Raw genomic sequence first — 19,104 nt, 5'->3', positions numbered from 1 at the left:
GCGCCAGACGGCCTGCCATGGCCGGCACCGCCGTGTCATAAGCGGCGACAATTACAAAATGGGAGGGAGGCACGGACGGGCGCGGATCGCGCTGACCTTGCGGCCCCTCAAGAGAGCCGGAAGGGTCCTGATGTCCGTCAACAGCAAGCGCGTCTTCTACGTCAAATACCTGGCCAATCCGATCTATGTCGACATCCTGAAGGCGCGGCCCGACGTCCGGCTCGATCGGATCGAGAACGAGAGCCCTGAAGATTTCTACGCGCCGATCATGAGCGCGGCGCATGTCTACCAGATCGGCGCGGCCCGCGACGAACTCGCCCCGCATTTCCATGTCGATGCCGCCTTGCTGAAGCGCACGCCGAACCTGCTGCTTGTCTCCAGCAATGGCGCCGGCTTCGATCCCGTCGACGTTGAGGCCTGCACGGAGGCGGGCGTCCTGGTCGTCAACCAGTCCGGCGGCAACGCCCATTCGGTGGCCGAGCACGCGCTGGCGATGATGCTGACGCTGTCCAAGCGCATCATCCAGTCCGATCGCAAGCTGCGCCGGGAAGCCAACGTCAACCGCAACGAGCTGGTCGGCAACGAGGTCGAGCACAAGACCGTCGGCATCATCGGCCTCGGCAATGTCGGCCGCCGCATCGCCGCTTTGTGCAAGGGCCTGCTCGGCATGAAGGTGCTGGCCTATGACCCGTATCTGTCGGCCGAGGTGATGGCCGAGCGGGGCGGGGAGAAGGTCGAGCTCGACGAGCTCTTGCGCCGGTCTGAGTTCGTCTCGATCTCCTGTCCGCTCGACAAGGGCAGCCGCAACATGATCAGCACGCGCGAGTTTGCGCTGATGCAGCCGCATGCCTACTTCATTACCACGGCGCGCGGCTTCATTCACGACGAGGATGCGTTGCTCCAGGCGCTGCGCGACAAGCGCATCGCCGGTGCCGGCCTCGACGTCTGGTCCAAGGAGCCCCCGCCGCCGGAGCATCCGCTGCTCCAGTTCGACAACGTTCTGGCGAGCCCGCACACCGCCGGCGTCACCATCGAGGCGCGCCAGAACATGGGCCGGATCGCGGCCGAGCAGGTGCTGGACACGCTCGACGGCAAGCGCCCGCCACGCATCATCAATCCCGAGGTCTGGCCGCGCTATGCGGAGCGCTTCAAGCAGGCGTTCGGCGTGACGCCGGGATAGGAGCGCGAAGGGTCAGCGCGCTCCGATCATTGGTTACCGCGACGGAAAGGCAGGCGGCCACGGGCAGTTCGGGCATCGCTCCGACGTTTCCCGCAGCTTACGTGCCGTTGCGCGTTGACCAGGTCGACCAATCGAGCGGCTCGGCGCCGGGCGGCACGGTCGCGACGGTGTCGACGGTATCACCGAGCAACATCGCACAATCCGACCCAAGCGCTCCCTTCGCCAACCAGGATGGCCTGGTCGCCGCGCCGAATGTCGATATCGCCAGCGAATTCGTTCAACTGGCGGCCGCAAAGTACAGCTTCATTGCCAACGCAAAGGTCATTCAGGCCTACGCGGAAACGGAAAAGTCGCTGCTCGACATCACCACATGAGGGCGGATTGCTGCCCGAATGGGCGGCGGGAACTTTGCCAAGCCTTGATCCGCGTCAAAATCTCCTTTCCCCATCCGGCCTAAATGGGACTAGAGTGTCGCCGGGGCAGCAGGGAGGTCCCATGTCAACCTATGTCGTCAAGTTCATGAAGAATGTGCTCGGCGAGTACGGCCGGCAGAGCGAGATTTGCCAGGGTACACTGGAGATCGACGCCGCCGACGAGGACGAGGCCAAGGAGCGGGCGAAAGCGAGATTCTGCAAGGATCAGGCGCTGCATCACTGGTCGCTGCATGCCGACCGCATCCATGTGAGACCGGCCGATTATCCGTCGTGAGGCTCGTTGTTCGAGCAAGCAGGGCGCACCCTCAAGTGATTTGAGCCGCGGTCGACGCAGCTAGCGCTTGGCTTCGCCGAACACCACGATCGGCACCGCGCGGTTGACGATTTCGCGCAACGCGAAGCTCGACTGCACCCGCGCGACGCGCGGGAGGCGCGATAGTTCTGTGCGGTGGATACGCTCGAAATCCTGGATGTCGCGGGCCAGCACGATGAGGATGTAATCGTCGGTGCCCGACATCAGGAAGCAGCGCACGACGGAAGGGCATTTCACCACCTCCGCCTCGAAGGCCTTCAGCGCGTCGTCGCTCTGGCTCTCCAGCGCGATCCGGACCAGCACCGTGGTGGTGAGGCCGAACTGGGTGAGGTCGAGCGCGGCCTGGTAGGCCTGGATGTAGCCGTCGTCCTCGAGCGTCTTCTGCCGCCGGGCCAGCGCGGTGCTCGACAAGCCGATCTTGTTGGCGAGCTCGGTATGACTGGCGCGCGCATTGGTCGTGAGTTCCGCGAGGATCGCGAGGTCTTTCCGGTCGAGGGCCAAGGTTTGGTTTCCAGCGTGAAAGGACATTTCGGCGCCGGAAACCGGCGCGGGCTCAATGAAACTAGCGGATATTTGCACGAAACCAAACCTGCCCCGTCGCTACGATGAAGAGCGGAATCAATGCGTTGGCCAGGGAGAGCAAGATGCGCGTCGGTGTTCCCAAGGAGATCAAGGTGCAGGAATATCGCGTCGGGCTCACCCCGGGCGCCGTCCGTGAATATGTCGCGGCGGGTCATCAGGTAGAGGTCGAGACCGGCGCTGGCGCCGGCATCGGCGCGTCCGACGAGGTGTATCGGCGGGCGGGGGCCAGCATTGCCGACAGCGCCCGCGACATCTTTACCAGGTCCGACATGATCGTGAAGGTGAAAGAGCCGCAAAAAAGCGAGTGGGCCCAGCTCCGAGAAGGCCAGATTCTGTTTACCTATCTTCATCTTGCACCGGATCCGGAGCAGGCCAAGGGGCTGCTTGCCTCCGGCTGCACGGCGGTCGCCTATGAAACCGTCACGGACGCGAACGGCCACCTCCCGCTGCTCGCCCCGATGAGCGAAGTCGCCGGCCGCCTCGCCATCGAGGCCGCCGGCGCCGCGCTCAGGCGCTCGGCCGGCGGCCGTGGCCTGCTGCTGGGCGGCGTGCCCGGCGTGCAGCCGGCGCGCGTCGTCGTGCTTGGCGGTGGCGTGGTCGGAACGCAGGCGGCCCGCATGGCCGCAGGCCTCGGTGCCGAAGTCACCTTGATCGACCGCTCGATTCCACGCTTGCGCGAATTGGACGATCTCTTTGCCGGACGCGTGCGCACCCGCTTCTCGACCATCGAATCGGTCGAGGAGGAAGTGTTCGCCGCCGACGTCGTGATCGGCGCCGTTCTGGTGCCGGGCGCCAGCGCACCCAAGCTGGTGACGCGCGACATGCTGAAGTCGATGCGGCCCGGTGCCGTGCTGGTCGACGTCGCGATCGACCAGGGCGGCTGTTTCGAGACCTCGCATCCGACCACGCATGCCGATCCGACCTATGAGGTGGACGGCATCGTGCACTATTGCGTCGCCAACATGCCGGGCGCCGTGCCGGTGACCTCGAGCCAGGCCCTGAACAACGCGACGTTGCCGTTCGGCCTGACGCTGGCGAACAGGGGCTTTGCTGCGGTGCTGGAAAAACCGCATTTGCGCGACGGTCTGAACGTACATCGCGGCCGCATTACCAACAGGGCGGTGGCGGAGAGTCTCGGGCTGGATTTCGCGCCGGTGGAGAGCGGGCTGGCGGCATAAGAGTACACCTGTAGCTCCGCGGAGCCGGCGTCTTCTTATCCCTTCGTCACCCTGTATTGCCGCAGATCCGGATCGTGCGTCATGCGCCAATAGTCCACGAAGCGCCACGGCATCGCCGAGAACACACGGCCGCTCGAGTTGCGGTAATAGGTGCTCATGCCCGGATGCGTCCAGATCATCGCCTCGTGCTCGGCGTCGACCTTGCGGACATAGTCGTCGAGCACGTCCTGGCGGACGTCGATCGCGGCGACGTCTTGCTCGATCATGCTGGCGAGACAAGCGGCGATGTAGCGGCTCTGGCATTCGGACTGGAAGATGACGCTGCCACCATGGGCCGGGCCGGAGTTCGGCCCGAGCATGCAGAAGAAGTTCGGAAAGTCGGGCACGGTGAGGCCGAGAAACGCGGTCGGATTGTCGTTGGCCCAAGCCTCGCGCAAATCCTTGCCGTCGCGGCCGCTGATGTTGAGGCGGGCCGCCATTTCCGTCACCTTGAAGCCGGTCGCGACCACGATGATGTCCGCGGGACGATGCTTGCCGTCGGCGGTGACGATGCCGGTCTCGTCGAAATGGTCGATCGTGTCGGTGACGAGCTCGACATTGTCGCGCGTGAGCGTCTTGAACCAGTTGTTGTCGAGCAGGATGCGCTTGCCGTAGGGCGGATAGGTCGGCACGCATTTTTCAATCAGGTCGGGACGGCCTTGTAGCTCCGACAGGATAAGGTCCGTCAGCTCCTGGCGGTGCCGATCGTTGCCCTTGTTGACGGCGCGCTCGGGATGCGGCCAGGCCGGATCCTTGCGCAGGAAAGGCAAGAGGCCGTCGCCGTAGCGCCAGAACATGTTGAAGCGGTACCACTGCACATAGAACGGCAGATGCGCCAGCAGCCAGCGCGCGCCTTCGCTGATCGGATCGGCATAGCCCTTCACCGGCCGCGCCCATTGCGCGCTGCGCTGATAGACCGCGATCGAGGCGACGCGGCCGGCGACCGACGGCACCAGCTGCATCGACGTCGCGCCGGTGCCGATCACCGCGACATGCTTGCCGTCGAGCGTGATGTCGTCGGACCACAGCGCCGAATGCAGGATTTTTCCCTTGAAATGCTCCTCGCCCTCGAAATGCGCGCGAGAAGGATCGTTGAGCTGGCCAATCGCACTGACCAGCGCGGTGGATTCAAAGGTCTCTTCGCCGTTGCCCGTCTTGAGCGTCGAGATCCAGCGCTTCCTGCCCTCGTCCCAGCGCGACGAGGTCAGTTCGGTGTTGACGCGTAGATGTTTTCGGATGCCGTATTCGTCAGCGACCTTCAGCAGATAACCGAGCAGTTCCTCGCGCTGGCAGAAATAACGAGTCCATGCATTGGCCGAGCCGAACGAGTAGGAATAGGAATGGTTTGGCGTGTCGACGCCGCAGCCTGGATAGCGGTTGATCCACCAGGTGCCGCCAAGCTCGGCGTTCTTCTCGACGATGGTGTAGGGGATGCCGAGGTGGCCGAGCGCCACGCCGAGCGCGATGGCGCAGACGCCGGCGCCGACGATCAATACATGCTGCCCGGCGAGCTTGTCGTTCGACGGCTGCTTGGTCCAACGCGGCTCACGCGAGACAAAGCCCATCTCCTCGCGCATCAGCGGCGCATATTCCGGCGCGACGTTTTCGCCGAGACAGGCGCGCATCATCTTCAGCAGCAGCTCCTCGCCGGGGTCGGCGATGACGGGTTTTGGCGTGCCATTGACGAACAGCTCGACCACTGCGGCGCGGATTTCGTCCTGGATCTCCCGCGGCACCCCGGCCTCGGGATCGGGAATGAGGCGGATATCGCGCTTCGGCAAGTACGGCGGTGCGAGCCATTTCTCGTCCCCGGTCATGTGCACCAGCACCATCAGGAGACAGCGGATGTCGCCTTCCGCGATTGTCGAGGCAAGGTCGAGCCTGTGCGGAGATTCGATGTTCATGGCGTGTCTCCGAATCCGGTGAAGAGGCCGCGCGTCATCAGCTTGCGATAGGCGGAGATGACGTGCTCGGGCACGGCGGTGACGCCGTCTTGCGAATAGGAATAGCGGCGGCTGAGATAGCCGCGCGCGCCCATCAGCATGTGGACGATTGCCTCGAATTCCTCATCGCTATAATCGTGAATCGCGCCTGACGCGCGCGCCCGGCGCAGGATTCGGACATAGGCGACCGAAATGTTGTCGAGATGCTTCTGATAGCCGATGGGTGCGAAGAACTCGGCCTCGTTGAGGATGCGCAGGAATTCCGGCACCTCGCGGATGAAGTCGAAGAAGGCTGAGAAGCGCTCGATCTCCTGGCGCGCTGCATCCGCCGTGCCGGTGCGGGCGCGGATGAACTGGACCATGTCGAGGCCGATCTTCGGCAGCAGCTGGTCGAGCAGCTCCTGGCGGTTCTCGAAATGATTATAGAAGGTGCCTTGTGCGACGCCGGCCTGTTCCGTGATGCGGGCGACGGAGGCCTCCGCATAGCCATGCTTGCCGACGACCTTGGTGGCGGCCTCAAAGATCTTCTGCTTGGTCCAGGCGTTGCGCTCGACGCGGTTCAGCTTGGTCACCTTGGCGGTCGCTTGCCTCATTCAGACGTCTCCAACTCGGCGCGCAGCACGCGCTTGAGGATCTTGCCACTGGGATTGCGCGGAAGGCCGTCGCGGATCACCAGCTGCTTCGGCACCTTGAAGCTCGCCAGCCGCGCGCGGCAGTGCTCGGTGAGAGCAGGGAGCTCCAGTGCGGCACCTTCCGCCAAAACGACCACGGCGACCGGCCGCTCGCCCCAGCGTGTGTCGCGGAGGCCAATCACCGCGACTTCGCGCACCGCAGGCAATTCATAGATGACGCGCTCGACCTCGGAGGAGGCGATGTTCTCGCCGCCGGAGATGATCATGTCCTTCTTGCGGTCGGTCAGGTAGAGGAAGCCTTCCCCGTCGAGATAGCCGACGTCGCCGCTGCGGAACCAGTCGCCGAAGAAGGCGGACGCCGTCTTCTCCGGATCCTTCCAATAGCCGCGCGTAATCTTGGGACCGCGCAGGCAGATCTCGCCGGTGACGTTCGGCGGCAACGTCTTGCCGTCCTCGTCGCGGATTTCGATCTCGACATGGGCGATGGCGCGTCCGGTCGAGCCGATCTTCTCGATCTCGCGGCCGGCCTCCATGAAGGTGTCGCCGCCAACCGTTTCGGTGAGGCCATAGGCATCGATATAGCGCGCGTTCCGGAAATATTCGGAGAAGGCGCGGATGCGCATCTCCGGCGTCTTCTCGCCGCCGCCGATCGCCCATTTCAGGCTGGAGACGTCATAACAGTCACGCCTCGGGCAGGTCAGCATCGCCGTGGTCATCACGGGGGCGAACCAGGCGGCGTTGAGCTTGTCCTCGGCGATCGCCGCAAGTGTGCTCTCCGGTTCGAAATTGCGCTCGATGCGAATGAAGCCGCCATGCCAGAGCACGGCGATGCCGGGCAAATCGAGCGCGCCGACATGATAGAGCGGACCCACGACGAGCAGCCGCGTCTCGGCGCCAAGGCCGAGCGCGATCGTCTGGTCCGCGCACTTCCAGTAGAAATTGTCGTAAGAGAGCATCACGCCCTTGGGGCGGTCGGTGGTGCCCGAGGTGTACATCAGCCGCATCAGGTCGGATGGCGCGCAGCGATGCATCGGCGCGGGCGGCGCGTCGCCTGCGAGATGCGTGATGCTCTGCTGCGCGGTCTCGTCGAGCACGACCGTCCTTGTGCCCGCGGCGTTAGCGGCCAGTTCCTCGTCGACGATCAGAAGCCTCACGCCAGCATGGCTGGCGATGTAGCCGATCTCGTCGCGGGAGAGGCGGAAGTTGATCGGTAGGAACACCGCGCCGAGATGGCTGGTGGCGAAGACGAGCTCCAGGAACGCCGCGCTGTTCTTCATGAGCACGGCGACGACGTCGCCGGCGCCGATGCCTCGCGCAGCGAGCCAGCCTGCCACTGTTCGGACGCGCGCATCGAACGCCGCGTAGGAAATCTCCTCGCCGCGATATTTCAGCGCGGGCCGGTCCGGCGTGCGCCGGGCATGAAAGGCGATGAAGCTCGAAAGATTGATCATTTTGCGGATGTTGGGCCGGTTGCCGGCCTCGATTCCTCCCTCGATGAATTCTGACTCGTAATTCATCTTTGGCTTGACGTCACCCCCCGCCCTCTGAAATCCTTGAGAGCACGGAGACGAGACGATCTCCGGCAAGGGATCAGGAAAACGCCGACCCGAAAGAGGGAGGGGAAAATGACGAGAACCCGCAGTCCGGGGATCAGCCGCCGTTCAACACTGGCGCTGATGGGCGCCGGAGCGATGACGTTTGCCGCGCCCTGGGTGGCGCGCGCCCAAGCCAAGACCGTCAAGATCGGAATGCCGACGATCCTGTCGGGCCGCGTGGCGCAGCTCGGCACGTCCTCGCGCAATGCGGTGATGCTCGAGGTCGAGAAGGTCAACGCCGCCGGCGGCCTTGCCGGCCGGCAGATCGAGATGGTGATCCGCGACTCCAAGGGCCAGCCGCAGGAAGCCGCGCGCGTTGCGCGGGAGCTCGTCAACACCGACGGCTGCGAATTGCTGCTCGACGGCGAGGCGTCGTCCGGATCGTTCGCGGTGCACGAGGTCGCGCGCGATCTTGGCGTGCTCTGCATCCACACCTGCTCGGAAGCATCCTCGCTCACGGCCGATCCAAAGCAGCACATCCCCAACGCGTTCCGCTGCGTCCGTCAGGGCATTCACGATTCCATCGTGGGCGGCAGCTACGCCGCCTCGATCGCCAAAACCAAGGGCTTGAAGAAATGGGCGACCTGTTCCCCCGACTACGCCTATGGCCGCGACACCACCGGCGAGTTCACGCTGTACCTGAAGCGCTTTGCGCCTGACGTCGAGATCATCAGCGAGTCCTGGCCGAAGCTGTTCCAGCCCGACTACACCGAGGTGGTGACGAAGATTTTGCAGGCCAAGCCGCAGGCGCTGTACTCCTGCCTGTGGGGCGGCGATCTCACCTCCTACATCGACCAAGCCAACATCTACGCGATGTTCAATCAAATGGAGGTGTTCGCGGTCAACATGGCCGATTACACCGCGCTCACAGTGGTGAAGAACCTGCCCAAGGGCATCCATTCCGGCAATCGCTACATCAAGACGTTCCCGACCACGCCGGAGAACGCCGCCTGGGGCGATGCCTACAAGGCCAAGTACAACGAATACCCGACCAATTGGTCGTGGCAGAACGCGACCGCGGTGATGTTCCTGGCCGAAGCCGCCAAGAAGGCGAACTCCGCCGACGGCAAGAAGCTCGCGGAAGTGCTGAAGGGCCTCACCATCAAGTGCCCGTTCGGCGCGGACGGCACCGTGACGATGCGCGGCGACGACCACACCTTGGTCGGCTACGCCATCGGCTGGGGCACCACGATCCCGCAGGAGCCCTATGTGCCCGAGGTCAAGGCCGGCGACTGGAAGACGATTTTTGAGCTCGAGGCCGAGTGGAAGAAGAGCAAGGGCTACACCTGATCCGATGCGCGGCGGGGGCGGGTGACCGTCTCCGCCGTTTTCGTTTGTTCCTCCGCGCCGTCTTGGGCGCGCGACAATGAAAGTGCTTCCGTGGACATCGACGCGCTCGCCGGCTGCCTCGCCAGCTCCGCCTGCCTGGTGACGCAGACCACCAGCGGCCTCATCATCGGCATGCTGCTGTTCCTGGTCGCGGTCGGGCTGACCCTGATTTTCGGCGTGCTCAAGGTGGTCAATTTCAGCCACGGCGCCTTCTACATGTTCGGCGCCTATTTCGCGATGACGACGTATCAGCTCACGGGGAGCTTTGCCCTTGCGATGCTGGCCGGCGCAGCCGGCACGGCGATCCTCGGCCTGATCTTCGAGCGCGTGTTCATGAGCCGGGTCTATGGCGCCGACGTGTTGATGCAGCTCCTCGTCTGCTATGCCTTCGTGCTGATCTTCGACGATATCGTGCGCATCATCTGGGGACCCGAATTCAAGTCGATGGGCATGCCCTCGGCGTTCCAGGTGATGCCGCTGTTCATCGCCGGCGGCGTGGTGCCGCCTTATTATCTGCTGCTGATCGGCGTCGCGCTCGTCGCGGCGATCGTGCTCGGCATCGGGCTCTCGCGCAGCCGCATCGGCAAGGTGATCCGCGCCGCCGCGCATAATCCCGGCATGGTCTCCGCGCTCGGCATCAACACCGGCCTGATCTATGGCGGCGTGTTCGCGCTCGGCGGCATGCTGGCGGGCCTTGCCGGCGCGCTCGCAGCACCGGTGCGCTCGCTGACGCCGGGAATGGGATTTTCGGTGCTGATCGAATCCTTCATCGTCACCGTGATCGGCGGCATGGGCTCGATCCTGGGCGCGTTGATCGGCGCGCTGCTGCTGGGCCTCATCCGCTCGTTCGGCTCGCTGGGCTTTCCCTTGTTCACGGAAGGACTGATGTATCTGTTCATGGTGATCGTGCTGGTCTCAAAACCCACCGGCCTGTTCGGCAAGGAGGCGGCATGACCGAGCTCGAGGCCGGGCGTGCCGAGAGGTTGGTGCCAGTGCGCGGTGGCATCGCGCTTGGGCGCTATCGCGACGTCCTGATTGCGCTGCTCGCCTTCACGGTGCTGGCGAGCCTTCCGCTGTTGACGGGCAGCAAGGCGCTGCTCGATTTCGTGATCCGCTGCTCGGCTTACGGCCTGTTCGCGACGTCGCTCAATCTCCTGGTCGGCTACACCGGGTTGACCTCGTTCGGCCACGGCATGTTCTTCGGCCTTGGCGCCTACGGCTTCGGCCTGATCATGCAGAAGCTCGCCGTGCCCATTCCGGTCGCTTTCGTCGCGACGCTCGCGATCACGGCGATGGTCGCCGCTGTGATCGGCGCGATCTGCGTGCGGCTGAAGGAGATCTATTTCGCCTTCGTCACGCTCGCCTTCCAGATGCTGATCCACTCGACCATCCTGTCCTGGGCGTCCTTCACCGGCGGCGATCAGGGCCTGCGTGGCGGCATTCCGAGGCCTGCGTTTCTCGGCATCGACCTGTCCAACCACGTCCATCTGTATGTCACGAGCTGCGCGCTTTTGATCCTCGGCCTGCTGGCGATGCGGCAGATCGCGCAATCGCCGTTCGGATACACCTTGCGCATGATCCGCGACAATGCCGCGCGCGCGAGCTTCCTCGGCATCGACGTCTGGCGCGCCAAGCTCACCGTCTTCGTGCTGGCGGCGCTGTTCGCGTCCATGGGTGGCATAGTGATGGCGCTGTTCGTCTCGGGTGCCTATCCCGAGTTTGCCTACTGGACCATCTCGGGCGAAGGCATTTTCATCAACATGCTCGGTGGCGTCTCGACCTTCCTCGGCCCGATGGTCGGCACCGTGCTGCTTCTGCTGCTCAACGACACCGTCACGCGCGTCACCGAGTATCACGGCATCGTGCTCGGCGTGGTCATCCTGTTCTTCGCGCTGGGCCTGCGCAAGGGCCTGCTCGATTTCGTCGCCGAATGGGTGGCGCGCCGGCGCGAGACGGGCGAGGGGCGCTAGCCATGCTCGAGATCCGCAACCTCGCAAAGTCCTTCGGCGGCGTGAAGGCGACCAACGACGTCTCGCTCGACTTCCCTGACGGCTCGCTGACGGCGGTGATCGGCCCGAACGGCGCCGGCAAGAGCACGTTCTTCAACCTGATCACCGGCGCGCTCAAGCCTGACACCGGACAAGTGCTGCTCGACGGCGTCGATCTCGCCGGCCGCTCGCCGCCGGAGATCGTGCGGCACGGCATCGGTCGTGCCTTCCAGGTCGCCAGCATCTTCAAATCGCTGACGGTGCAGGAGACCATGCTCGCTGCTGTCAGCGCGGACCAGCGTTCATCCGCGGTGCTGCATAAACGCTTTCCGTTGCCGGAGACGCGGGACCGCGCCGAGCATGTCATGGAGCTGCTGGGGCTCGCAAGCAAACGCAATCGCACCGCGGCGACGCTGTCGCACGGCGACCAGAAGCTCCTCGACATTGCCCTTGCGCTGGTGCTCGAGCCGAAAGTGCTGCTGCTGGACGAGCCGACAGCCGGCATGGGACCGGAAGAGCGCTGGCGCATGATCGACAAGGTGCGGGAGCTCTGGGAGATCCAGAAGATCACGGTCGTCTTCATCGAGCACGACATGGACATCGTGTTCAAGATCGCGCCCAAAATCGTCGTGCTCTGCTACGGCCGCATCCTGGCAACGGGCACGCCCGACGAGATTCGCAACAACAGCGCCGTGATCGACGCTTATCTCGGCACCGAGCATGCGGGAGCGGCCGCATGAGTGCTGTCGTCATCGAAGTCGCCGATCTCGACGTCTATTACGGCACCAGCCAGATCCTGTTCGGTGTCGGCCTGACGGTGCGGCAGGGCGAGACCATGGCGCTGCTCGGCCGCAACGGCGCCGGCAAGTCGACGACGATGAAGGCGATCATGGGGCTGGCGCCACCACGGCGCGGCCGGGTGAGCCTGCACGGCGCGGTGATTTCCGGCCGCAAGCCGCACCACATCGCACGTGCCGGGCTCGGCTTCGTGCCGGAGGATCGTCAGATCTTCCCGGAGCACAGCGTCGAGGACAATCTGGTCATCGGGAAGAAGCGCGGGCCCGAGGGCCAGGACGAATGGCCGATCAAGCGCATCTACGACGTCTTCCCGCTGCTGGAGCCGCTGCGCCATCGCATCGCCGGGCGCCTCTCGGGCGGCGAGCAGCAGATGCTGGCGATCGCGCGCACGCTGATGGGCAATCCGGCGCTGCTGCTGCTGGACGAGCCGAGCGAGGGGCTCGCGCCGATCATCGTGCAGCGGATCGGCGAGCTGCTGCGGCAGCTCCGTTCACTGGGATCGACCGTGCTGATTGCCGAGCAGAACATGCATTTCTGCTTGGGCCTTGCGAGCCACGCCACGGTCATCGACAAGGGCCAGATCGTCTATGCCGCCGGAATCGACGAGCTCAAGGCCAACGATACCATCCGGCGGCGTTATCTGGCGCTGTAACGGGCGGACCGGTGCCCAAATAGGGCATCAGAAGAAAACTATTGTCTCAGGGGCCTCCGGCGGAAGGAGTTTCCCCTCCGGGAGGCAAAAACGCCAATCGCTTCCATTGCCGTTTTCGGCCGAAACGACGACATTCCCATCACGATTTGATGGATTGACGGTCATGGAACTCACCGGATTTGAGCCCTTCGGCGAGCAGCTGGTGTCCGCAACGGACACTCAGCCGAAGTCGCGTGCCTCCAAGCTCCTGCTGCGGGCCGGCACGACGGTGTTCTGGTCGCTGGTCGCGGGCATCGTGCTGGCGCGGGCGGCCTTCTTCGAGCCGGGTATCTATGACGGCTTCAGCCGGGTCGCTTCGCTGGCCAAGAGCCTGATCTTCTAAGGCCGCCTGATCTTCTCAGCCGCTTATTCCGGGCTGACGGCAGAACTTCCCTCGGCCCTGATATGCCGAAAACTTATTCCCCAATCGGATCGCCGTGCGTATAAATCTTTCTCCTCTGGGAGAGATTTGTGTCGCAGAATCAAGCATCCAGCCCGGCCGACGCCAAGCCGACCACTGCCATTAGCCGCGTCGTCGCGCTGATTCCCGGCATCCTCCTCTGCGTTGCCGTCGCTGGTGTCTCGGCCCTGCTCGAGCACCTGGAACTGGGCTTCTTCGAGCATCCATATGTCGAAGCGCTGGTGATGGCGATCCTGCTCGGCATGGCGCTTCGCAGCTTCTGGAAGCCCGCGCCGCGCTGGCAGGCCGGGATCGCCTTCAGCGCCAAACAACTCCTCGAAGTCGCTGTGATGCTGCTGGGGGCGTCGATCAGCTTCGCGGCCATCGCCGCCTCGGGTATCGCGCTTTTGGCCTCGATCGCCGCGGTCGTCGTGATCGCGCTCTGCGTCTCCTTCGGCCTCAGCCGCATGCTTGGCCTGTCGACACGTTTGTCGATCCTGATCGCCTGCGGCAACTCGATCTGCGGCAATTCCGCGATCGCGGCGGTGGCGCCGATCATCGGCGCCAACAACGACGAGATCGCGTCCTCGATCTCCTTCACCGCGATCCTCGGCGTGATGATGGTGCTGGGCCTGCCGCTGCTGATCCCGCTGCTGCATTTGTCCGCCACACAATACGGCATCCTTGCAGGCCTCACGGTTTATGCGGTCCCGCAAGTGCTCGCAGCGACGGTGCCGGCCGGGCTCGTCTCGACCCAGATCGGCACGCTCGTCAAGCTGATGCGCGTCCTGATGCTCGGGCCCGTGGTCGTCGGCCTGTCGCTCGTCGCCTCGCGCTGGCAGGCCGACGCCAAGAAGACCAATGTCGGCTTCTTCCGCCTGGTCCCCTGGTTCATCCTCGGCTTCCTTGCGCTGGCGACGCTGCGCTCGCTGGAGATCGTGCCGAGCACAGTGGTGGCGCCGATCACGAAGATCACTGGCTTCCTTACCGTGGTGTCCATGGCTGCACTGGGTCTCGGCGTCGACGTCCGCGTGCTCGCCAATGTCGGGGGCAGGGTGACGGCCGCCGTGACGCTGTCGCTGATGCTGCTGCTCGGCATCAGCATCGCGCTGGTCCACTGGTTCAAGTGATAGACGGGAAGCTGCCGTAGGATGGGCAATGGTGCGAAAGCGCCGTGCCCACGATCTCTCTGGTATCGCGACGGGTGGTGGGCAGGCTTTGCTCTGCCTGCCCTAAGAGACTGTCATCGTCGTACGCGGGAGAGCTAAATCAGAGCACATCCGCCAGCGAGTGCCCGTGCAGCTCGATGTTGAGCCCCTGCATGCCCATGTCGTTGATCTCACCGCCCATCGCCTTGAGGCTTTCCTCGCGGATCAGCGACATGAGGCCACGGCGGAGCGCCAGAAACTCCGACGACATCATCATGGATTGCTGGCGGGGCCGCTCCAGCGGGATCGGGATCTCCGCCTTGATCGAGCCGGGGCGCGCGGTCATGCAGTAAACGCGGTCGGACAGGAAGATCGCCTCGTCGATGTCGTGGGTGACGAACAGTACCGAGATCTTCAGCCGCTGCCACATATTGGTGAGGATCTGCTGCATGATGACACGAGTTTGCGCGTCGAGCGCGCCGAACGGCTCGTCCAGCAGTAGCACTTTCGGACCGGTGGCGAGCGCGCGGACGATGCCGACGCGCTGCTTCATGCCGCCGGAGAGTTTTTCCGGATAATGCTTCTCGAATGCCTCGAGCCCGGCGAGGCCGAGCAGCGTGCGTGCCGCCCGCTCGCGCTGCGAGCGCGGCATGCCGCGCATCTTCAGGCCGAACTCGACGTTCTCGCGCACCGTCTTCCAGGGAAACAGCGAATATTGCTGGAACACCATGCCGCGCTCGGCGCTGGGGCCGTTCACGCGCTCGCCGTCGACGGTGACGATGCCGGTGGTGGGCTTGAGGAAGCCGGCGACTGCGTTGAGCAGCGTCGACTTTCCGCAACCGGAGGGGCCGACGATCGAGACGAACTCGCCGGGCTTCACATGGATTTGCGTATCGGTGACCGCCTGTACCGGTCCCTCGATGGACTCATAGGCGAGGGAGAAGTTCTTGACCTCGATATGGCCCTTCGGCGTGGCCGCAATGATCTCGTTCACGTCGTCCTCCATGGCATCACCAAACGTCCGGCCCCCCGGATCAACATGCTCGATCCGAGCCCGAGCACGCCGATCGCGATCATGCCGAGCGCGATGTCGGCGTACTGGACCAGCGAATAGGCTTCCCAGGTGAAGTAGCCGATGCCGTATTGCCCGGAGATCATCTCGGCGGCGATCAGCGATACCCAGGCGACGCCCATGCCGACGGTGAGGCCGGTGAAGATGTGCGGCATCGACGCGGGGAAATAAACCTCACGGAAGATCGAACGCTCGCGCGCGCCGAGACATTGCGCGGCGCGGACCAGCACCGGATCGACCAGCGACATGCCGTGCAGCGTATTGACGAGGATCGGAAAGAACGAACCGAGGAAGGTGATGAAGACGATGCTCTGCTCGTTGGTCGGCCACAGCATGATCGCCATCGGCACCCAGGCGATCGCGGGAATCGGCCGCAGCACCTCCGCCACCGGGAAGATCACCTCGTGCACCAGCTTGAAGCGGCCCATGATCAGACCGAGCGGTACGCCGACGATCGCAGCCAGCGAGAAGCCGATGAAGATGCGCCGGCAGCTGAGCAAAATGTGTATCAGGAATTTGGGGTCGTGGATCGCCTTGGTGAAGCTTGCATAGACCGCGAGCGGCGAGGGTACGTTGGTGAAGCGTACGAAGAACACGACGCGATAGGTCGTGAGCAGGTGCCAGACCAGCAGGAATGCGACCAGCGAGATGACGCCGATGGCAGTCGCGCGCAGCCGGCCCTGGTTCAGCCGGTACCATCGCAGCGCGAGCGTGCCGAAAGAGGGCGGTGTTGCGGGAGGTGTGACGGCGGGCGCGAGGCCCGCCTCTGCAATGGCCGGTGCCGGCATGCTGTCCTCGGAATGTCTGAGGAGGGCGGGACTGCTCACGTCTTGCCTCCGCCGACGGCGATCTTCACTGCGTCATCGAAGCCGAGCACCTTGCCGCTGATCTTGGCGGCGTAGGCTTCGGCATCCTTCTTGAGAAGGAACGGGGCGACCTCGCCATTGCCGACCGCGAAGAAGGCCTGATCGGCGAACAGCTTGATGCCGCGGGTCGTATCGAAGACGTAGGCCACGTTGATCTTCTTGCCCTTGGCCTTGTAGTCAGCGTAGGCGCCAAGTGTGCAGGCGGCGGACGAGAAGGGCATGATGCCGGCATCATCCACCCAGACCTCGCCGGCCTTGCGGGGCTCGGTGATCGGTTTCTTGCAGAAGGAATCTTCGCCGGAAATCTCGTAATTCTTGGTGCTCGCAAGCTGTGTGTCGTAGTCGAACTTCATTTCGGCATAGGCCTTGCGGATGTAGCTGTCGTCGACCCATTTCCTTGGATCGAATTCCTTCATGCGGCCGAGGTTCTGGAGAACCTTCACGTCAGCCGTGGCCGCATCAATCAGAGCGGGCTTCACCGCCGGATCGGTGGTCATGTTGCCGCTCGGCCCCAGGAAAATGTAGACGACTTCCTTGTTGATGCCGGTCCATTCCTGGATTTTTCCGGCGGCGAGCTTGGGATCGTCGCGCAGCCACTGATTGGCGGCGATCAGCGCCTTGAAATAGGCAACGACGACCTCCGGATACTTTTCGGCAAAGTCGGTGCGGACCACGATGCCGTGGAACGTCGGCAAGTTCGTCTCGACGCCGTCGAAGATCTTTCGTGCGAAGCCGCGGAACGGCAGCAGCTCGGCAAAGGGGACGAAGTCGGCATGCGCGTCGATCTTCTTCTCCTGAAGATTGGTCGAGCCGACCTCGGGGCTCTGACTGACGAGCTGGAAGAAGTCCGATGCGTAGCCGCGATCCTGCATTGCTTTCAGCACCATGCCGTGTGCGGCGGAGCCGAAGGGAACGCTGACCAGCTTGCCCTTGAGATCGGCAAGATCGTAGTAGGAGGAGTCCTTGTGGACGACGAGGCCATTGCCGGAGCCTTCGAGGCTGTAGGCGGCGATGCCGATCAAGCGGCTCTTGCTCTCGGGGTTACTTTCGAAGGTGAAGCCGTTCACGATCAGCGGATAGTCGCCCATCATGCCGATCTGCAGCTTGTTCGCCATCATCGCATTGGTGACGGGCGGACCGGAGGTGAAGTTCTGCCACTCCAGCTCGAACTTGATGTTGGCGTACTTGCCGTCCTTCGGCAGGTACTTTTCGAGGAGGTGCAGCTGTCGGATGACGACGCCCGCAGTCACCGTGTTGGTCGTGGTGTCCTGCGTTCCGATGCCGAGCGTGACGGTTTCCGCGGAGGCTGGCGGCGCAGTTAGAAGCGCCAGCGACGTCACCGACATCGCGATTGAGAGCGTGGGAAGATGGCGGACCATTCTCATCCTCATTCGGTTGGATGTGCTGTGGTGGCCATGATTGGGTGAGGGAGGGGGCAGGGCAAATCCGGAATGGTGACCGCAGTCGATTAGTTGCCGGGAAAAGGTGATTGCATACTCCTTGGGCAGTCCTGCACTATAAAGCCGCTTGCCTGTGCAGCGGCCTTGGCCGCAAATTCGCCTAGTCAGATGCGTGACCACGCATCTCCTCCAATATGTCGGTCCGGCAGACCACGATCTGTGACCGCTTGGTCTGCACGATTCCCTTTTCCTGCATGCGCTTCAGGCTGATCGTGACCCATTGCCTGGTGGCGCCGACCATGTGGGCGATGTCGGCATGGGTGAAGGCGGCCGCGATCACGCGACCGTCGGCATCCTCGACGCCGTAAAGCTCGACGAGATGGAGCAAGAGATGCGCGAGGCGCTGGGTGATCGAGCGGGTCCCCAGCATCTGCGCCAGGGCGGAATAGCATTTGCCCTTGAAGGTAAGGCCTTCGATCAGGCCGATCGCGAGGTTCGGGATCTCGGCGGCGAGGGACCGAAGTTCCTTTCCGGGGAGGTGCACGACGCTGCAATTGCTGGACGCCACGCCGGACCATTGATGCACCGTGCCTTCGAAAACCTCAGGCCCGCCGACGAAATTGCCGACATGCCAGTAGGCGAGCGTAATCTCGCGCCCGAGCGGCGAGGTATAGAACACGCGGATGCGGCCGCTCTCGATCAGCCAGATGCCGTCATGCTTGCCACCCTGGCTGAACAGGGTTTGGCCGCGGTTCAGCACCTTTCGCCGCCCCTGTTTCAGTACTAACTCCCGCTCGCGCAGCGTGAGCTTGTCCATCAGCGGCGGTGGGCCGCCGATCCATTGCTGGTTCTCGGTGAGCAGCAGCGAGGAACTGCCCGCAGGCCGGACTGCGGGGGGGACGGTCCCGCGAACCACGTTTGCCGCCTGCAACATCATCTGCCTCCGGAACGTTCAAATCGTTCTAAAGACGAGCAATGTCCGTGCCAGATGGGGGGCGAGGTTTCCTCTGCCGTCATGTCCGGGGGCGTGTCCCGGGCATCCACGTTCTTGGACCAGCAGGAAATTTAGGGAGCCGGGACAAGCCCGGCCATGACGCCGGTTTGAGCAACCGAACGCTTAGGATGCAGGGTTGTCTGCTGCAGCCAGGCTCAGCAAATACGGCTTCGGGTAAATCCCCCGGTTGTGCCCATCCGAGAACGCGATGTTCAGCCCATAACCGAGATCGCCGATCTCGGTGATCGCAATGCCCGGGAACGTTTCCGGGAATCGACCGTCGAAGCGGGCGCGGGTGCAATGGGCGCATCTGCAGGAAAGGCGGAGCGTTTCGGCGGGTACGGCCAGTGCGTCATCCTGCGCAGTTCGGACGAGCAGCGATGCCAGATCGGCACTTGTTTCGTAGTCGGCAACGGTCGGTGCCACCAGGGTCATGGTCATGACAAACCTCCGGCTTCTTCCTACGTCGACGCGGAGCCGGACGAATAGCAACTAATTGCCGAAGCGGATGCGTGGTGCCGC

20 protein-coding genes are annotated in these 19,104 nt (G+C 63.8%); 11 read left to right on the top strand and 9 right to left on the bottom strand.

What is annotated here, in order from left to right:
* The first annotated feature begins 130 nt into the window (after positions 1-130).
* The 3 genes from RPS27_RS34290 to RPS27_RS34280 all read left to right on the top strand — a co-directional run bounded on the left by RPS27_RS34290 (position 131) and on the right by RPS27_RS34280 (position 1,888).
* Complete coding sequence (locus RPS27_RS34290; protein WP_212067094.1) at positions 131-1,180, top strand: hydroxyacid dehydrogenase; 1,050 nt, start codon at positions 131-133, stop codon at positions 1,178-1,180.
* 29 nt (positions 1,181-1,209) lie between these two features.
* Positions 1,210-1,554 (top strand): flagellar basal body rod C-terminal domain-containing protein, encoded by a 345-nt coding sequence (locus RPS27_RS34285; RefSeq protein ID WP_249131795.1) that lies wholly within the window; start codon positions 1,210-1,212, stop codon positions 1,552-1,554.
* 121 nt (positions 1,555-1,675) lie between these two features.
* Positions 1,676-1,888, top strand: a complete 213-nt coding sequence (locus RPS27_RS34280; protein WP_194407237.1) for a hypothetical protein — start codon at positions 1,676-1,678, stop codon at positions 1,886-1,888.
* A 60-nt stretch (positions 1,889-1,948) separates the two neighbouring features.
* Here RPS27_RS34280 and RPS27_RS34275 read toward each other — a convergent pair whose 3' ends face one another.
* Positions 1,949-2,428 carry an Lrp/AsnC family transcriptional regulator gene (locus tag RPS27_RS34275; RefSeq protein ID WP_194407238.1) on the bottom strand — a complete coding sequence of 160 codons (480 nt, stop codon included), beginning with the start codon at positions 2,426-2,428 and terminating at the stop codon, positions 1,949-1,951.
* Between the two features lie 143 nt (positions 2,429-2,571).
* Between RPS27_RS34275 and ald the strand changes: the two genes are divergently transcribed.
* On the top strand, positions 2,572-3,687 hold the full coding sequence (gene ald / locus RPS27_RS34270) for an alanine dehydrogenase (RefSeq protein WP_212067093.1): 1,116 nt from the start codon (positions 2,572-2,574) through the stop codon (positions 3,685-3,687).
* Between the two features lie 35 nt (positions 3,688-3,722).
* Here the strand turns inward: ald and RPS27_RS34265 are convergent, their stop codons facing one another.
* Genes RPS27_RS34265 through RPS27_RS34255 form a run of 3 tightly spaced genes read right to left on the bottom strand, consistent with a single transcriptional unit; the run spans position 3,723 to position 7,752 of the window.
* Positions 3,723-5,630, bottom strand: coding sequence for an NAD(P)/FAD-dependent oxidoreductase (locus tag RPS27_RS34265; RefSeq protein WP_313754979.1), 1,908 nt, complete (start codon positions 5,628-5,630; stop codon positions 3,723-3,725).
* Positions 5,627-6,262 carry a TetR/AcrR family transcriptional regulator gene (locus tag RPS27_RS34260; RefSeq protein ID WP_212067091.1) on the bottom strand — a complete coding sequence of 212 codons (636 nt, stop codon included), beginning with the start codon at positions 6,260-6,262 and terminating at the stop codon, positions 5,627-5,629. Before RPS27_RS34260 ends, RPS27_RS34265 begins: the two co-directional genes overlap by 4 nt.
* Positions 6,259-7,752 (bottom strand): AMP-binding protein, encoded by a 1,494-nt coding sequence (locus tag RPS27_RS34255; RefSeq protein WP_212067198.1) that lies wholly within the window; start codon positions 7,750-7,752, stop codon positions 6,259-6,261. Before RPS27_RS34255 ends, RPS27_RS34260 begins: the two co-directional genes overlap by 4 nt.
* A 174-nt stretch (positions 7,753-7,926) precedes the next feature.
* Here RPS27_RS34255 and RPS27_RS34250 point away from each other — a divergent pair, with 174 nt between their 5' ends.
* The 7 genes from RPS27_RS34250 (at position 7,927) to RPS27_RS34220 (ending at position 14,232) form a co-directional block, all read left to right on the top strand.
* Positions 7,927-9,186, top strand: coding sequence for an ABC transporter substrate-binding protein (locus tag RPS27_RS34250; RefSeq protein WP_212067090.1), 1,260 nt, complete (start codon positions 7,927-7,929; stop codon positions 9,184-9,186).
* A gap of 90 nt (positions 9,187-9,276) precedes the next feature.
* Entirely contained in the window at positions 9,277-10,179 is a 903-nt protein-coding gene (locus RPS27_RS34245; protein WP_212067089.1) for a branched-chain amino acid ABC transporter permease, read from the top strand.
* Entirely contained in the window at positions 10,176-11,195 is a 1,020-nt protein-coding gene (locus RPS27_RS34240) for a branched-chain amino acid ABC transporter permease (RefSeq protein ID WP_212067088.1), read from the top strand. The genes RPS27_RS34245 and RPS27_RS34240 overlap by 4 nt, the downstream gene beginning before the upstream one ends.
* Positions 11,196-11,197: 2 nt before the next feature.
* Positions 11,198-11,953, top strand: coding sequence for an ABC transporter ATP-binding protein (locus tag RPS27_RS34235; protein ID WP_212067087.1), 756 nt, complete (start codon positions 11,198-11,200; stop codon positions 11,951-11,953).
* Positions 11,950-12,663 carry an ABC transporter ATP-binding protein gene (locus RPS27_RS34230; RefSeq protein ID WP_212067086.1) on the top strand — a complete coding sequence of 238 codons (714 nt, stop codon included), beginning with the start codon at positions 11,950-11,952 and terminating at the stop codon, positions 12,661-12,663. Before RPS27_RS34235 ends, RPS27_RS34230 begins: the two co-directional genes overlap by 4 nt.
* Positions 12,664-12,826: 163 nt before the next feature.
* On the top strand, positions 12,827-13,045 hold the full coding sequence (locus tag RPS27_RS34225; RefSeq protein ID WP_212067085.1) for a hypothetical protein: 219 nt from the start codon (positions 12,827-12,829) through the stop codon (positions 13,043-13,045).
* A gap of 128 nt (positions 13,046-13,173) precedes the next feature.
* The gene (locus tag RPS27_RS34220; RefSeq protein WP_211417563.1) at positions 13,174-14,232 is read left to right on the top strand and encodes a YeiH family protein; all 1,059 of its coding nucleotides are present in this window, start codon (positions 13,174-13,176) and stop codon (positions 14,230-14,232) included.
* A gap of 139 nt (positions 14,233-14,371) precedes the next feature.
* On the opposite strand, the gene RPS27_RS34215 is transcribed toward RPS27_RS34220, so the two are convergent.
* The 5 genes from RPS27_RS34215 to RPS27_RS34195 form a co-directional block, all read right to left on the bottom strand.
* Complete coding sequence (locus tag RPS27_RS34215; RefSeq protein ID WP_285812084.1) at positions 14,372-15,244, bottom strand: ABC transporter ATP-binding protein; 873 nt, start codon at positions 15,242-15,244, stop codon at positions 14,372-14,374.
* Positions 15,241-16,149 carry an ABC transporter permease gene (locus tag RPS27_RS34210; RefSeq protein WP_212067084.1) on the bottom strand — a complete coding sequence of 303 codons (909 nt, stop codon included), beginning with the start codon at positions 16,147-16,149 and terminating at the stop codon, positions 15,241-15,243. Before RPS27_RS34210 ends, RPS27_RS34215 begins: the two co-directional genes overlap by 4 nt.
* Entirely contained in the window at positions 16,146-17,567 is a 1,422-nt protein-coding gene (locus RPS27_RS34205; RefSeq protein WP_313754978.1) for an ABC transporter substrate-binding protein, read from the bottom strand. The genes RPS27_RS34210 and RPS27_RS34205 overlap by 4 nt, the downstream gene beginning before the upstream one ends.
* Positions 17,568-17,748: 181 nt before the next feature.
* Positions 17,749-18,525 carry a Crp/Fnr family transcriptional regulator gene (locus RPS27_RS34200; RefSeq protein ID WP_212067082.1) on the bottom strand — a complete coding sequence of 259 codons (777 nt, stop codon included), beginning with the start codon at positions 18,523-18,525 and terminating at the stop codon, positions 17,749-17,751.
* Positions 18,526-18,705: 180 nt separating this feature from the next.
* Entirely contained in the window at positions 18,706-19,017 is a 312-nt protein-coding gene (locus RPS27_RS34195) for a DUF971 domain-containing protein (RefSeq protein ID WP_212067197.1), read from the bottom strand.
* Positions 19,018-19,104 lie beyond the last annotated feature (87 nt).

This window comes from Bradyrhizobium sp. WYCCWR 12699, from assembly GCF_032144035.1.
Lineage (GTDB): Bacteria > Pseudomonadota > Alphaproteobacteria > Rhizobiales > Xanthobacteraceae > Bradyrhizobium.
This window is presented reverse-complemented; position numbering and strand designations above follow the sequence as displayed.

What these genes read in the sequence shown, in the direction of transcription:
- RPS27_RS34290 (WP_212067094.1), top strand. Translation starts at nt 131, where the DNA reads ATGTCCGTCAACAGCAAGCGCGTCTTCTACGTCAAATACCTGGCCAAT.
- RPS27_RS34280 (WP_194407237.1), top strand. Translation starts at nt 1,676, where the DNA reads ATGTCAACCTATGTCGTCAAGTTCATGAAGAATGTGCTCGGCGAGTAC.
- ald (WP_212067093.1), top strand. Translation starts at nt 2,572, where the DNA reads ATGCGCGTCGGTGTTCCCAAGGAGATCAAGGTGCAGGAATATCGCGTC.
- RPS27_RS34265 (WP_313754979.1), bottom strand. Translation starts at nt 5,630, where the DNA reads ATGAACATCGAATCTCCGCACAGGCTCGACCTTGCCTCGACAATCGCG.
- RPS27_RS34260 (WP_212067091.1), bottom strand. Translation starts at nt 6,262, where the DNA reads ATGAGGCAAGCGACCGCCAAGGTGACCAAGCTGAACCGCGTCGAGCGC.
- RPS27_RS34255 (WP_212067198.1), bottom strand. Translation starts at nt 7,752, where the DNA reads ATGATCAATCTTTCGAGCTTCATCGCCTTTCATGCCCGGCGCACGCCG.
- RPS27_RS34250 (WP_212067090.1), top strand. Translation starts at nt 7,927, where the DNA reads ATGACGAGAACCCGCAGTCCGGGGATCAGCCGCCGTTCAACACTGGCG.
- RPS27_RS34240 (WP_212067088.1), top strand. Translation starts at nt 10,176, where the DNA reads ATGACCGAGCTCGAGGCCGGGCGTGCCGAGAGGTTGGTGCCAGTGCGC.
- RPS27_RS34235 (WP_212067087.1), top strand. Translation starts at nt 11,198, where the DNA reads ATGCTCGAGATCCGCAACCTCGCAAAGTCCTTCGGCGGCGTGAAGGCG.
- RPS27_RS34230 (WP_212067086.1), top strand. Translation starts at nt 11,950, where the DNA reads ATGAGTGCTGTCGTCATCGAAGTCGCCGATCTCGACGTCTATTACGGC.
- RPS27_RS34225 (WP_212067085.1), top strand. Translation starts at nt 12,827, where the DNA reads ATGGAACTCACCGGATTTGAGCCCTTCGGCGAGCAGCTGGTGTCCGCA.
- RPS27_RS34205 (WP_313754978.1), bottom strand. Translation starts at nt 17,567, where the DNA reads ATGGTCCGCCATCTTCCCACGCTCTCAATCGCGATGTCGGTGACGTCG.
- RPS27_RS34200 (WP_212067082.1), bottom strand. Translation starts at nt 18,525, where the DNA reads ATGATGTTGCAGGCGGCAAACGTGGTTCGCGGGACCGTCCCCCCCGCA.
- RPS27_RS34195 (WP_212067197.1), bottom strand. Translation starts at nt 19,017, where the DNA reads ATGACCCTGGTGGCACCGACCGTTGCCGACTACGAAACAAGTGCCGAT.